This is a genomic window from Microbacterium sp. KKR3/1, from assembly GCF_021272365.1.
In the GTDB taxonomy this organism is placed as follows: Bacteria; Actinomycetota; Actinomycetes; order Actinomycetales; family Microbacteriaceae; genus Microbacterium; species Microbacterium aurugineum.
Window position 1 is genome coordinate 265,927 of the sequence record NZ_JAJSDW010000001.1, and the last position, 13,176, is coordinate 279,102.

At 68.1% G+C, this 13,176-nt stretch carries 14 protein-coding genes; 9 read left to right on the plus strand and 5 right to left on the minus strand.

Annotated elements, in window-relative coordinates:
* Positions 1-75: 75 nt before the first annotated feature.
* The 6 genes from sufB to LVJ59_RS01320 all read left to right on the plus strand — a co-directional run bounded on the left by sufB (position 76) and on the right by LVJ59_RS01320 (position 5,378).
* Complete coding sequence (sufB, locus tag LVJ59_RS01295) at positions 76-1,494, plus strand: Fe-S cluster assembly protein SufB (RefSeq protein ID WP_131491175.1); 1,419 nt, start codon at positions 76-78, stop codon at positions 1,492-1,494.
* Entirely contained in the window at positions 1,494-2,699 is a 1,206-nt protein-coding gene (gene sufD / locus LVJ59_RS01300) for a Fe-S cluster assembly protein SufD (protein ID WP_047520003.1), read from the plus strand. Before sufB ends, sufD begins: the two co-directional genes overlap by 1 nt.
* Positions 2,696-3,022 carry a non-heme iron oxygenase ferredoxin subunit gene (locus LVJ59_RS01305; protein WP_131491174.1) on the plus strand — a complete coding sequence of 109 codons (327 nt, stop codon included), beginning with the start codon at positions 2,696-2,698 and terminating at the stop codon, positions 3,020-3,022. Before sufD ends, LVJ59_RS01305 begins: the two co-directional genes overlap by 4 nt.
* Positions 3,023-3,025: 3 nt before the next feature.
* Entirely contained in the window at positions 3,026-3,796 is a 771-nt protein-coding gene (sufC, locus tag LVJ59_RS01310) for a Fe-S cluster assembly ATPase SufC (RefSeq protein ID WP_047520007.1), read from the plus strand.
* Between the two features lie 9 nt (positions 3,797-3,805).
* Positions 3,806-4,135 carry a metal-sulfur cluster assembly factor gene (locus LVJ59_RS01315; RefSeq protein WP_021200756.1) on the plus strand — a complete coding sequence of 110 codons (330 nt, stop codon included), beginning with the start codon at positions 3,806-3,808 and terminating at the stop codon, positions 4,133-4,135.
* An 88-nt stretch (positions 4,136-4,223) separates the two neighbouring features.
* Positions 4,224-5,378: a MalY/PatB family protein gene (locus tag LVJ59_RS01320; protein ID WP_232761742.1), complete on the plus strand. Its 1,155-nt coding sequence runs from the start codon at positions 4,224-4,226 to the stop codon at positions 5,376-5,378.
* Between the two features lie 99 nt (positions 5,379-5,477).
* On the opposite strand, the gene LVJ59_RS01325 is transcribed toward LVJ59_RS01320, so the two are convergent.
* Positions 5,478-6,062: a TetR family transcriptional regulator gene (locus LVJ59_RS01325; RefSeq protein ID WP_052193278.1), complete on the minus strand. Its 585-nt coding sequence runs from the start codon at positions 6,060-6,062 to the stop codon at positions 5,478-5,480.
* Positions 6,063-6,132: 70 nt separating this feature from the next.
* On the opposite strand from LVJ59_RS01325, the gene LVJ59_RS01330 reads away from it, so the two are divergent.
* Positions 6,133-6,837 (plus strand): energy-coupling factor ABC transporter ATP-binding protein, encoded by a 705-nt coding sequence (locus LVJ59_RS01330; protein WP_232761743.1) that lies wholly within the window; start codon positions 6,133-6,135, stop codon positions 6,835-6,837.
* The gene (locus LVJ59_RS01335) at positions 6,834-7,427 is read left to right on the plus strand and encodes a CbiQ family ECF transporter T component (RefSeq protein ID WP_232761744.1); all 594 of its coding nucleotides are present in this window, start codon (positions 6,834-6,836) and stop codon (positions 7,425-7,427) included. Before LVJ59_RS01330 ends, LVJ59_RS01335 begins: the two co-directional genes overlap by 4 nt.
* 3 nt (positions 7,428-7,430) lie before the next feature.
* On the opposite strand, the gene LVJ59_RS01340 is transcribed toward LVJ59_RS01335, so the two are convergent.
* From LVJ59_RS01340 to LVJ59_RS01355, 4 genes are all read right to left on the minus strand, one after another.
* Positions 7,431-8,741 (minus strand): acyltransferase, encoded by a 1,311-nt coding sequence (locus LVJ59_RS01340; protein WP_232761745.1) that lies wholly within the window; start codon positions 8,739-8,741, stop codon positions 7,431-7,433.
* A 98-nt stretch (positions 8,742-8,839) separates the two neighbouring features.
* Entirely contained in the window at positions 8,840-9,511 is a 672-nt protein-coding gene (locus LVJ59_RS01345; protein ID WP_232761746.1) for a response regulator transcription factor, read from the minus strand.
* Positions 9,508-10,758, minus strand: a complete 1,251-nt coding sequence (locus LVJ59_RS01350; protein WP_232761747.1) for a sensor histidine kinase — start codon at positions 10,756-10,758, stop codon at positions 9,508-9,510. Before LVJ59_RS01350 ends, LVJ59_RS01345 begins: the two co-directional genes overlap by 4 nt.
* A 5-nt stretch (positions 10,759-10,763) precedes the next feature.
* Entirely contained in the window at positions 10,764-11,381 is a 618-nt protein-coding gene (locus LVJ59_RS01355; RefSeq protein WP_232761748.1) for a DedA family protein, read from the minus strand.
* A gap of 163 nt (positions 11,382-11,544) precedes the next feature.
* Here LVJ59_RS01355 and LVJ59_RS01360 point away from each other — a divergent pair, with 163 nt between their 5' ends.
* A complete protein-coding gene (locus LVJ59_RS01360; RefSeq protein ID WP_047520019.1) occupies positions 11,545-13,143 on the plus strand; it encodes an ABC-F family ATP-binding cassette domain-containing protein in 1,599 nt (532 codons plus the stop codon).
* Positions 13,144-13,176 lie beyond the last annotated feature (33 nt).

The window sequence follows — 13,176 nt, forward strand, 5'->3', positions numbered from 1 at the left end:
GCTCCCGCAGACTCGACGGGGATCAGGTGTGTCGGGGCGGATGACACCGTTTGGGACCTGTGAGGAGAGTGTTGGATGTCGGATGTACTGATCGACCGCCCGGAGCTTGACGGACTGGGGGTGTACGAGTTCGGCTGGCACGATGAGGACGCTGCGGGTGCCATCGCGAAACGCGGTATCTCGGAAGAGGTCGTCCGCGGCATCTCGGCCCTCAAGAACGAGCCCGAGTGGATGCTGAAGACCCGTCTCAAGGGCTATCAGCTCTTCGGGCGCAAGCCGATGCCGACGTGGGGCGCAGACCTCAGCGAGATCGACTTCGACAACATCAAGTACTTCGTCCGCTCCACGGAGAAGCAGGCGCAGTCCTGGGAAGACCTTCCGGCCGAGATCCGGGACACCTACGAGAAGCTCGGCATCCCCGAGGCCGAGCGTCAGCGCCTGGTCGCCGGTGTCGCCGCTCAGTACGAGTCCGAGGTCGTGTACCACCAGATCCGCGAGGACCTGGAGCAGCAGGGCGTGATCTTCATGGACACCGACACGGCTCTGCGTGAGCACCCGGAGTTCTTCGAGGAGTACTTCGGCACCGTCATCCCCGCGGGTGACAACAAGTTCGCCGCGCTCAACACGGCCGTGTGGTCGGGCGGTTCCTTCGTCTACGTCCCCAAGGGCGTGCATGTAGAGATCCCGCTGCAGGCGTACTTCCGGATCAACACCGAGAACATGGGCCAGTTCGAGCGGACCCTGATCATCGCCGACGAGGGCAGCTACGTCCACTACATCGAGGGCTGCACGGCTCCGATCTACAAGTCGGACTCCCTGCACTCGGCCGTCGTCGAGATCATCGTGAAGAAGAACGCCCGCGTGCGCTACACGACGATCCAGAACTGGTCGAACAACGTCTACAACCTGGTCACCAAGCGCGCCGTGGCGCACGAGGGAGCGACCATGGAGTGGGTCGACGGCAACATCGGCTCCAAGGTGACCATGAAGTACCCGTCGATCTATCTGATGGGCGAGCACGCCAAGGGGGAGACGCTCTCGGTCGCCTTCGCCGGCCCCGGTCAGCACCAGGACGCGGGCGCGAAGATGATCCACATGGCGCCGTACACCCAGTCGTCGATCGTCTCGAAGTCGATCGCGCGTGGCGGCGGGCGCGCCGGCTACCGCGGCGAGGTGCGCGTGGACGCCGCGGCGCACCACTCGGCGAACACCGTGCGATGCGACGCGCTGCTCGTCGACACCAAGTCACGCTCTGACACCTACCCGGCGATCGACATCCGTGTCGACGACGTGCAGCTCGGCCACGAGGCCACGGTCTCGAAGGTGAGCGAGGAGCAGCTGTTCTACCTGCAGTCGCGCGGAATGCCCGAGGACGAGGCGATGGCGATGATCGTGCGCGGCTTCATCGAGCCGATCGCACGCGAGCTGCCCATGGAATACGCGATGGAACTGAACAAGCTCATCGAGATGGGCATGGAAGGATCGGTCGGCTAGTGACCGCCGCTACGACAGCGCCTGCCGAGGCGCAGCACACGAACGCGCACATCGACCCCGCGGCCCAGGTCGCAGAAGCCGGATTCGTCCCGGTGCAGACCCGCTCGGAGCGGCCGCACTCCTTCGAACCTTCCGACTTCGGCGCCCCCACCGGGCGCGAGGTCAACTGGAAGCACACCCCGATCGCGCAGCTCACGCCGCTGTTCGAGGTCGCGTCACCGAACGACGGCGTCAGCTACGCGCACAGCGCAGGGGAGCAGTACATCGCCGCCCCGCTCGCCGTCGGCGCAGAGCCCCGTGGTGAGGTCTTCCTCGCGGAGGACATCACGGCCGCCGTCGCCTGGCAGGGCAGCTCCGAGGCCCTTCACGTGCGCATCCCGCGTGAAGAAGAGGTCGCAGAGCCGATCTTCATCGCCATCACGGGTCTGGGCGCTGAGCGTCGGGCCGATGCGCACATCGTCATCGAAGCGCTCGAGCACAGCGCGGCGACGGTCGTGCTCCAGCACACCGGCTCAGCGCAGTACGCGCAGAACGTCGAGATCATCGTCCGCGACGGGGCGAAGCTCACCGTCATCAGCCTGCAGCAGTGGGCCGATGACGCCGTGCACGCCGCCGCGCACCAGGCCCGAGTGGGCGCGGATGCGACCCTCAAGCACTTCGTGGTCAGCTTCGGTGGCGGCGTCGTGCGGGTCAACCCGAGCGTCGAGCTCGCCGGTGCCGGCTCCGAGGGGTACCTCTACGGCCTCTCGTACGCGGACGCCGGGCAGCACCTGGAGAGCCAGGTGTATCTGCACCACAAGGGGCCGCACACGAAGGGCGACGTCCTCTACAAGGGGGCACTGCAGGGACAGAGCGCCCACAGCGTCTGGATCGGCGACGTGCTGATCGGTGCGGACGCCACGGGCACCGACTCCTACGAGGCGAACCGCAACCTGGTGCTGACCGAGGGCGCGCGCGCCGACTCGATCCCGAACCTCGAGATCGAGACCGGCGACATCCTCGGTGCGGGCCACGCCAGCGCCACCGGTCGTTTCGACGACGAGCAGCTCTTCTACCTCCAGGCCCGCGGTATCACGGAAGAAGAAGCGCGACGACTCGTCGTGCTCGGCTTCCTCACCGACATCGTGCAGCGTCTCGGCATCCCCGCTCTCGAGACCGAGTTGCTGGCGGCGATCGAGGCGGAGCTCGCCGAGGTGAGTGCATGACCGCCGAACGCGTCTGCGGTGTCGCCGACCTCGAGCAGGACACGCCTCTGCGCGTCGACCCGGGTGGTGTGCCCATCACCGTGATCAAGGACGGTGACGGAGTCATCCACGCCATCGGCGACACCTGCACCCACGGCGACATCTCGCTGTCCGAGGGGTTCGTCGAGGGAGACACCGTGGAGTGCTGGGCGCACGGCTCGGCATTCTCGCTGCTCACCGGCAAGCCCCAGAATCTCCCCGCATATGAGCCCGTCCCGGTCTACGTCGTCCAGATCGACGGCGACGACGTGCTCATCGATCCGACTGTGATTAAGGAAGTCTGAAGAATGTCTGTTCTCGAGATCCGCGACCTGCACGTGACGGTCGAGACCGAGGCGGGGACCACCCCGATCCTCAACGGAATCAACCTCACCATGAACACCGGTGAGACCCACGCCATCATGGGCCCCAACGGCTCCGGCAAGTCGACCCTGGCCTACACGATCGCAGGTCACCCGAAGTACACGGTGACCTCCGGTTCGATCACCTTCGACGGCCAGGACGTCCTGGAGATGAGCGTCGACGAGCGCGCTCGCGCAGGACTGTTCCTCGCGATGCAGTACCCGGTGGAGATCCCCGGCGTCACGGTGACGAACTTCCTGCGTACTGCGAAGACCGCGCTCGACGGTGAAGCACCGGCGATCCGCGGGTGGACCAAGGACGTCAAGGCCGCCATGTCGAACCTGCGCATGGACCCGAAGTTCGCGCAGCGCAATGTCAACGAGGGCTTCTCCGGCGGTGAGAAGAAGCGTCACGAGATCCTGCAGCTCGAGGTGCTCAAGCCGAAGTTCGCGGTCCTCGACGAGACCGACTCCGGCCTCGACGTCGACGCGCTGAAGATCGTCTCCGAAGGTGTCAACCGTGCGAAGGAGTCCACCGGGCTCGGCGTGCTGCTGATCACCCACTACACCCGCATCCTCCGTTACATCCGTCCCGACTTCGTCCACGTGGTCGTCGCGGGCAAGATCGTGGAAGAGGGCGGCCCGGAGCTCGCCGACCGGCTGGAGAACGAGGGATACGACCGTTTCCTCGACCCTGCAGCCCCTATCGAGGCGTAGGCTGATCGCATGACAGCGACCCTCACGGACGAGAAGTACGACGCGGTCACCGAAGCTCTCAAAGACGTCATGGACCCCGAGCTCGGGATCAACGTCGTCGACCTCGGCCTCATCTACGACCTCGCCTGGGATGACGAGAACGATGCTCTCGTCATCCACATGACGCTGACCAGCGCCGGGTGCCCGCTCACCGATGTCCTCGAGGACCAGACGGCTCAGGCTCTGGACAGCGTCGTCGATCGCTTCCGGATCAACTGGGTCTGGATGCCGCCGTGGGGTCCGGAGCGGATCACGGACGACGGGCGCGACATGATGCGCGCTCTCGGCTTCGCGATCTGACCGTCACGGAGGACCGTCGGTCGGCGTCATCGACGCGCGCCGGTTCGGGGGACACCGCGATGGCGTGTGTCGAATCTCGGGAGAACGAATGCTTCAGGTGAAGGCGCTGCCTCTGGCAGAACTCCGTGAGCGCAGCAGCGAGAAGTGGCGCGAGTACCCGGCCGACGTGCTTCCGCTCTTCGTCGCAGAGACCGATTTCCCGCTCGCACCTGCCGTCTCGGCTGCGCTGCAGCGCGCGGTGGCGGTCGGCGACACCGGCTACGTGGCTTCCCGGACACCCCTCGCCGAGTCGTTCGCGGCGTTCGCGGCGCGCCGCTACGGGTGGTCCCCGGATCCCGCCCGCATGCGCAGCACCGCGGATGTCAGCATGGGCCTCGTCGAGATCCTGCGTCGGGTGACCCAGCCGGGTGAGCGAGTCGTCGTGACCCCGCCGGTGTATCCGCCCTTCTACGACCTGGTCGCCGAGTCCGGTGCCGAGGTCGAGAGGGTGCCGCTGCGCGACACGGGGATCGGGTGGGAGCTCGACCTCGCTGGGATCCGCGGCGCCTTCGAAGACGGCGCGACGGCGATGTTGCTGTGCAATCCGCACAATCCGACCGGAACCGTGCACGCTCGGGAGAGTCTGGCTGCTCTCGCGGACCTGGCCGAGGAGTTCGGCGTCGCGGTCATCTCGGACGAGATCCACGCGCCGCTCGCACAACCCGGGACGGGGTTCACTCCTTTCCTCGCCGCGAGCGACGCCGCTCGACGGGTCGGATACGCGGTGGTCAGCGCCAGCAAGGCGTTCAACCTCGCCGGGCTCAAGTGCGCGCTGATGGTCACGGCCGATGAGGAGACGACCGCGGTCGTGCGGGGTCTTCCGGTGGAAGTCGAGTGGCGCACGGGGCAGTTCGGGCTCCTGGCTGCCGTCGCCGCGTTCTCGGAAGAGAGCGATGAGTGGCTCGACGGTCTGCTGCGCACCCTGGACGAGAATCGCGTCCTCCTCGAAGACCTGCTCGCCTCGCATCTGCCCGGCGCCCGCTATCGCATACCCGACGCGGGATACCTTGCCTGGATCGACCTCTCCGCCCTGGGATGGGGGGAGAACCCCGCACGCCGTATCCTGAGGGACGCCAAAGTCGCTCTGCACTTCGGCCCCGCGTTCGGGATCGAAGGCGCCGGGCACGTTCGGTTGAACTTCGGCACGAGTCCGGAGATTCTCACCGAAGCAGTCGAGCGCATCGCCGCGCTCGTCGATCGCTGACCCCTGGCCCGATGCTGAGACGTGCGTGGTCGTCGCTCCACAGGGCGGCACCGCTCACCGTGGTAGCCGAGGATCCCGGACTCAGCCTCAGCCTCAGCCTCAGCCTCGGGGAGGCGTCGGAGTCGCCCGCGCGCTGAGTTCGCCGGCGAGGGCGCGGACACCGAGGTCGAAGACCCGGTCGAGCCCGGCCGTGACATCGGGCTCCGGGGTGGGGAGCAGTGCTCCGTGACTGTCGGCGTGCATTCTCTGCTGGACGAGGGTGGCGTGCCCGAGGACGAAGTGCAGGAGGGCGGCACCACGCTCGTCGGCATCGATCGCCCCCTGGGCTCGCAGCGCCTGTGTCAGCGCAGACTGGGCGTGCGATGAGCCGAGCTGCAGGGCATAGGTGCTGAGCACCAGTTCCGCGCCGTCGCGATACGCGAACAGGGCGTCGCGGATCCCGCGTGCGGTCTCCAAGACGTCGGTGCCGTGGAGGGGGATCGACGCCGTGATGCGATCGGCGAGTTCGGCGAGCAGCTCCTGTTTGCTCGCGAAGTGCCAGTACAGGGCACTCGGCTGGACGTCGAGCCGACCGGCGATGCGCCGCATCGAGAGGTCCGCGAGCCCTACCTCATCCAGGAGTTCGAGCGCGTTGCGGGCGACGCTGTCTCGATCGTGTCGTGCCGGATTGGGGTCGGGGGTCATGCGCCCATTATAGTGAACGGCGTTCAGGTGAACACTGTTCAGGTTCACTGGCGCGGCAGCGGAGGAAGCGATGACGAAGGCAGGACGAACCCAGGTCACACACGGTGTGATCGCGGTCGACGGGGTGTCGGTGGAGTTCGATGGTCGCTCCGTGCTCGAGGACGTCACGCTGGAGCTGAGCGCCCCCACGATCGCCGTGATCGGAGCGAACGGGTCGGGGAAGTCGACGTTCGTGCGACTTCTGAACGGGCTGGTGGCACCGAGCCGCGGTCACGTGTCGGTACACGGGATCGATCCGCAGCGGGATCGGGCGGACCTCCGCAGGCGTGTGGGGTTCGTGTTCACCAATCCCGACGCGCAGATCCTCATGCCGACACCGGCTGAAGATCTCGCGCTCTCGGTGCGCGGGCGTCCGAAAGCAGAGGCGGACGCGCTGGTGCGCGCGGCGCTCGACGCGCATGGTCTGGCGGGCCACGCCGATGTCCCGGCGTCGAGTCTGTCCGGCGGACAGAAGCAGATGCTCGCGCTCGCTTCCGTGCTCATCACCGAGCCTGAGTTGATCGTGGCCGATGAGCCGACGACTCTCCTCGATCTCCGCAACGCGCGCCGCATCGGCGATCTCCTGCTCGCGGAGCCATCCCAGGTGGTGGTCGTGACGCACGATCTCGAACTGGCCGCGCGCTGCGAGGCGGTCGTGCTGTTCGAGGAGGGGCGGGTCAGTACCGTGGGTGAGCCGGCGACGGTGATCGAGGCCTACCGTCGGGCGTGCGCATGATCGCACTGTACATTCCCGGGGACGGCATCCTCCATCGGGCTCGTGTCACGTTCAAGCTGGCGGCCCTGGCGCTCGGATCCCTCGTCCTGTCGCTGTACCCGCATGACCCGCTCAGCATCACCGTATCCCTGACCGTCGTGGTGGCGCTGTACGCCATCGGCGGTCTCCCGCTCCGGGCGCCGTTCGTCGAGATCTGGCGTCTGCGCTGGCTCGTCGTCGTGCTCGGCGTCGCTCTGGCGGTCTTCGTCTCGCTCTCCGCCGCCTGGGTCAATACGGGGCGAGTCGTCGCCGTGCTCCTCCTCGCGAGTCTCTTGACGCTCACAACGCGAGTGTCCGACCTCCTCGCTGTGCTCCGTCGCTTCCTGCGGCCGCTCCACCGTTTCGGGGTGGATCCCGATGCGGCGGCCCTCACCGTCTCACTCACCCTCACGACGATCCCGGTGATGGCCGGGTTCCTCGAACGCCTCCGGGAGGCGGAGCGCGCCCGTGGCGTGCGGTTGGGGGTGCGCGCGGTCGTCCCCCTGCTCGTGCTGGCCCTGCGTCATGCGGACGAGGTCGGTGACGCGCTGGCGGCCCGGGGTATCGGTTGACCTCTAGGCCGGGACGAGGACACCCGTTGCCGGTGACGGCGAGGTCTTCTCCTGGGAGCAGAGGCGGAGAGCGCTGAGGACCAGTGCGACGGCGATCAGCGCGGTGGCCACCGAGGTGCCGAGCACCAGGAGCAGCACGATGCCAATCAGACCGCTCAGGACACCGACCACCAGCCGTGGTCGCGAAGCCGTCGCCTGCGGCGCGGGCTGTGCCTCGAATCGAGTGAACGCGACGGCGGCGAGTGCGGTGAGTGCCAGGGCGGTGACGAGCCAGAGTGGACGGCCGGCCCACCAGCCCGCGCTGTCGAGTGCGGGAAGGGTGGCCCCGACGGCCATCGCGGAGACCGCGGTGACGCCCGCCATCACGAGCAGCACGGGCATGTGCCAGAGGTAGATCGTCATGGTGCGGGCGGTCACGAATCCGGTGAAGGCTGCGACGCGGGGTCGCCGACTGAAACGTTCGAGCCGCTCGCGGTGCAAGGACAGCAGGCTCGTGTGCGCAACACCCACGAGGAGGAGCGCTCCGGTCGGCGGATTGATGTTCGCGATCAGGTCGGAGGAGTAGAGGCCGGACGCGAACGTGACGACGAGCACCAGCAACGCACCGAATCCGGCTGCCGCCCGTGTGCGCCTGCGGAGCGCGTCGATGCGTCCGTCGGCGAGGAAGAAGCCGAGTTGCTGCAGGGCCATCCAGACGAAGGCGAGGTTCAGGAAGCCGAGCCCTTCCAGTCCGGTCACGGCGCGCAGCACATCGACGGCGATCGCCGCCGCGGCCAGCACGGTGATCGTGCGATGCGGAGCCCGCTCGTGCGCCGAGGCGAACAGCGGGAGCAGGGTCTGGCAGAGCAGGAACACGCCGAGGAACCACAGGGGTTGGCCGTAGCGGAATCCCGCGGTCGCGATGAGGTCGGCAGGGACCCCGGCGACCGTGAGCAGTGCCAGACCCACCCCGACGGCCGCGATCGTGAAGACGGCGGGCCGCAGCAGGCGGTGCAGTCGACCCGCGATGAATCCGATCGCCGTGCCTCCGCGCTCCCGAGTCCGCCGGTAGGCGAGGAGTCCGGAGAAGCCGCCGATCACGAAGAAGAGAGGCATCACCTGGAGCAACCAGCTGAGCGGCGCGATCCACGCGGTGCCGTCGCTGGCATTGGTGAAGACAGGGCCCTGGTCGGCGACCGTGACCCCCACCATGATCGAATGCAGGAGCACCACGCCCAGCACGCAGAGCGCCCGGACGAAGTCGATCCCGGTGTCGCGGGCTGGGCGCCGGGGACGCGCGGAAACGGCGGCGTGCGGCGTCTGGACGATGGCCATGAGTCCTCCTCGGGAGCGGTGTCCCAGGAGACTATGGATGCGGTGACCGCAGCGGCATCACCCCCGGGTGCCGTTGCGACCCCCTACGAGGGGGTGAGTCAGGACGACGGCTCGACCAGACCGGTGTCGTACGCCAGGATCACGGCGTGCACGCGATCGCGCAGGTTCAGCTTCGCGAGCACCTTGCCGACGTGTGTCTTCACCGTCTGCTCGGCGATGAAGAGGTCGGCGGCGATCTCGGTGTTCGAGCGGCCCCTGCCGATCAGGACGAGCACCTCGCGTTCACGATCGGTGAGTTCTGCGAGCGCGGTCGCGGAGCGTGGCGCGCGGGGGCGGCGGCCGGCGAACTGCTCGATCATCCGCCGCGTCACGCTCGGTGCGAGGAGGGCGTCTCCGCCGGCGACGACCCGCACGGCGTGGACGAGCTCTTCGGGCAACGCGTCCTTGAGCAGGAATCCGCTCGCCCCGGCCTCGAGCGCGTCGTACACGTAGTCGTCGATGTCGAAAGTGGTGAGCATGAGGATCCTGGGGACATGCGCGGCCGGGTACGACGGGCCGAGGATGCGTCGGGTCGCCTCGATCCCATCGAGCTCGGGCATGCGCACGTCCATCAGGATCACGTCGGGATCGAGACGTGCTGCGAGGGTGACGGCCTCGGCCCCGGTCGATGCCTGTCCGGCCACCCGGATCCCCTCGTGGGCATCGAGGAGCGCGGCGAATCCGGCGCGGACCATGGCCTGGTCGTCGGCGATGAGCACGCTGATCGTCACGGATTCTCCTTGTCGGGGGAAGAGGCGGTGCTACCGGGGGCGACGGGGAGGACGGCGTCGACATCCCACCCGCCGTCCTCTGCGGGGCCGGCGGAGAGGCTCCCGCCGAGGATCTCGGCGCGTTCCCGCATGCCACGCAGGCCGTAGCCGCCTCCGTGGCCATCAGGACGGTGCGGCGGCGCGGCGTTGTGCACACGGATGTGGACGGTGCGAGCGTCCGCATGCAACCGCACCGCGATCCTCGCGCCGGGCGCGTGGCGGACCGCATTGCTCAGTGCTTCCTGGACGATACGGAACGCGGCGATCTGCACGGCGGGTTCGGCGTTCGTCGTGTCTCCGCCTTCGAGCACGAGGCCGACCTCGACACCGGCGCGCCGGATGCTGTCGACCAGGGCAGGGATGTCGTCGATGCCCTGCTGGGGGGCCAGCTCGGCACCCTGATCCTCAGTTCGGAGGACACCGAGCATCCGTCGCATCTCGGTGAGCGAGCTGCGCGCGGTCGCGGCGATGTCGTCGAACTCGGCCGTCGCCACGTCTCCCAGCTCGGGGATGCGGTACCGCGCGGTCGACGCCTGGACCTGGATCACCGACATGCTGTGCGCGACGACGTCATGCAGTTCGCGGGCGATCCGGGTGCGCTCCTCGACGAGGGCGCGCCTGGCTTCCTCGAGCGCACTGTGCTCCTTCTCGCGCGTCAGCTCGGCGGCGACCCGGACGCGGCCGGCGACCAGAGCCGCGATGAGGAACATCGCGGCGGCGACCGCCGTCGTGACGATGAGGTCGGCTGTGGCACTCGCCGAGGACTCCGGCCGCGCCACCAGGTCGGGGCGGATGACCGGCGCGAGAAGCGACGCGATCGCACCGAGGAGCAGGGCGAACGCGCCGAGTCGTCCGCCGTGGACGAAGGTGACGACGCCCACGAAGAGCACGAACGTCAGGAGTGCGGGGACGGACCACGGCCACGGGGACTCGACCGCCATCTCGGTGACGACCGTGAGGGGCAGGGTGAGGGCGGCCGCCGTGAAGAGGCCGATGGCCAACGCCGGGCGGGAGAGTGCGAGCAGCGGCGAAGCGCACAGAGCGGCACCGAGGATGAACGACAGGGGCAGCGGTGTGCCGTACAACACGGTCTGCAGCGACACCAGAACGGCGTACAGCGCCGCGGCCGCCGCACCCAAGGCCACGAGGGCGGCGGTGCGGCGGCTGATGCGTTGGCGCAAAGGTGTGCGCTCGCGTCGGCGTGCCATGACTGTCATCCTGCCAGTTGAGCGGCAGGGACGCGGCGGCGACGGGCTGCGGCGATCCGGTCGATCACGAGCCCGACGACGAGGGCGATGACGATCCCGAGGCCGGCGCTGAGCAGCGGCTGATCCTTGATCCAGGCACCGGCGAGCAGGCCGATCGCGAGGCTGAACACACTCCAGCTGGTGCCGGCGATCAGGCTCAACGGGAGGAACCGCCGCCAGGGGAAGCCGAGAGCGCCGGCGGACATGTTGACGGCGACGCGACCCACCGGGATGTAGCGGGCGCCGAGGATCAGAGTGGCGCTGCGTCGGTCGAGCGCATGCTGGGCGTAGGCGAAGGTGGCGGCGACTCTGGGGCGCCGCATCCAGGCGAAGCGTGTGGTGCCGATCGCCCGCCCGATCAGGAAAGCGAGGTTGTCGCCGATCGCGGCACCGACCGCCGCGACCGCACCGAGGAGCAGGAGATTCCCCTCGCCCGTCGAAGCGGTGACGGCCGCCGCGGCGACGAGCACGGTCTCACTGGGCACGGGTGGGAAGAAGCCATCGATGACCGTGACCGCGAAGAGGACCAGGTACAGCCAGGGGGAGGCGATGGCCTGCATGATGAGCTCGTTGAGGATGTCCACTCGAGCACGTTATGTGGCGGGTGCGGCGGTGGGCATCCCTCCGCGGTATCGCCTGCGTCACTCTCCGGATTGATCTTGCTGAGCGAGGCCCCCGGCTACGACGCATATACTGGGAGGCTGGCCGATCGGCCGACCACCCTCCCCGAAAGAACGGACGTCCGCTGTGCTTGCCGTGCACGACCTCGAGATCCGCGTTGGCGCGCGCCTGCTGATGGAGAACGTCTCGTTCCGTGTCGCCGACGGAGACAAGATCGGACTCGTCGGCCGCAACGGGGCCGGGAAGACGACGCTCACCAAGGTGCTCGCCGGTGACGTCCTGCCGTCCGGCGGCAGTGTGACCCGCTCGGGCGAGCTCGGCTACCTGCCGCAGGACCCCCGTTCGGGCAATCCTGAAGACCTCGCCCGCACCCGCATCCTCGACGCTCGTGGTCTCGGCCAGCTGAACCTCGGGATGACCGAGGCGGCACTCGCGATGGGATCGGATGATCCGGCCGTGGCCGACAAGGCGATGAAGCGCTACGCGCGTCTGACCGAGCAGTTCGAAGGTCAGGGCGGCTATGCGGCGGAGGCGGAGGCGGCTTCGATCGCCAACAACCTCTCCCTTCCCGACCGCATCCTCGACCAGCCGCTGTCGACGCTTTCCGGTGGGCAGCGTCGACGCATCGAGCTCGCGCGCATTCTCTTCTCGGACGCGCAGACGATGATCCTCGACGAGCCGACCAACCACCTCGACGCGGACAGCGTCGTGTGGCTGCGAGAGTTCCTCAAGGGCTACAAGGGTGGTCTGATCGTGATCAGCCACGATGTCGAACTGGTCGGCGAGACCGTGAACCGGGTGTTCTACCTCGACGCGAACCGCCAGATCATCGACACCTACAACATGAACTGGAAGAACTACCTGCGTCAGCGGGTGGCGGATGAGGAGCGTCGCAAGAAGGAGCGCGCGAACGCCGAGAAGAAGGCGACGACGCTGCAGCTGCAGGCCGCCCGTTTCGGCGCGAAGGCCTCGAAGGCCGCGGCCGCCCACCAGATGATCGCCCGCGCCGAGAAGCTGCTCGCCGGTCTCGACGAGGTCCGTCAGGAGGACCGGGTCGCGAAGCTGCGCTTCCCGAAGCCGGCACCGTGCGGCAAGACCCCGATGATGGCGAGCGGCCTCTCGAAGTCCTACGGTTCGCTCGAGATCTTCACCGATGTCGACCTCGCTATCGACCGCGGGTCCAAGGTCGTCGTGCTCGGCCTCAACGGTGCCGGAAAGACCACGCTGCTGCGGATGCTCGCAGGCGTCGATCAGCCCGACACCGGCCAGCTCGAGCCCGGTCACGGACTGAAGGTCGGCTACTACGCGCAGGAACACGAGAATCTCGACGTCAGCCGCTCGGTGCTCGAGAACATGGTGTCTGCTGCGCCCCACATCACCGAGACCGAAGCGCGCAAGGTGCTCGGCTCCTTCCTGTTCACCGGGGACGATGTGCTCAAGCCGGCGGGGGTGCTCTCCGGTGGGGAGAAGACCCGCCTGTCCCTCGCGACGCTCGTCGTCTCGTCCGCCAACCTGCTGCTGCTCGATGAGCCGACAAACAACCTCGACCCCGCCTCACGTGAGGAGATCCTCGGAGCGCTCGCGCACTACGAGGGCGCGGTGGTCCTCGTCTCGCACGACCCCGGCGCCGTGCAGTCGCTCAACCCCGAGCGCGTGCTCATCCTGCCCGACGGCGTCGAGGACATCTGGAGCCAGGAGTACCAGGACCTCATCGAGCTCGCCTGACCGCGCTCATCCTGCTGTGCAGGTCGATGACGG

Coding starts and splice junctions, on each gene's coding strand:
- sufB (WP_131491175.1), top strand. CDS start 76: ATGTCGGATGTACTGATCGACCGCCCGGAGCTTGACGGACTGGGGGTG.
- LVJ59_RS01305 (WP_131491174.1), top strand. CDS start 2,696: ATGACCGCCGAACGCGTCTGCGGTGTCGCCGACCTCGAGCAGGACACG.
- sufC (WP_047520007.1), top strand. CDS start 3,026: ATGTCTGTTCTCGAGATCCGCGACCTGCACGTGACGGTCGAGACCGAG.
- LVJ59_RS01315 (WP_021200756.1), top strand. CDS start 3,806: ATGACAGCGACCCTCACGGACGAGAAGTACGACGCGGTCACCGAAGCT.
- LVJ59_RS01320 (WP_232761742.1), top strand. CDS start 4,224: ATGCTTCAGGTGAAGGCGCTGCCTCTGGCAGAACTCCGTGAGCGCAGC.
- LVJ59_RS01325 (WP_052193278.1), bottom strand. CDS start 6,062: ATGACCCCCGACCCCAATCCGGCACGACACGATCGAGACAGCGTCGCC.
- LVJ59_RS01330 (WP_232761743.1), top strand. CDS start 6,133: ATGACGAAGGCAGGACGAACCCAGGTCACACACGGTGTGATCGCGGTC.
- LVJ59_RS01335 (WP_232761744.1), top strand. CDS start 6,834: ATGATCGCACTGTACATTCCCGGGGACGGCATCCTCCATCGGGCTCGT.
- LVJ59_RS01340 (WP_232761745.1), bottom strand. CDS start 8,741: ATGGCCATCGTCCAGACGCCGCACGCCGCCGTTTCCGCGCGTCCCCGG.
- LVJ59_RS01350 (WP_232761747.1), bottom strand. CDS start 10,758: ATGGCACGCCGACGCGAGCGCACACCTTTGCGCCAACGCATCAGCCGC.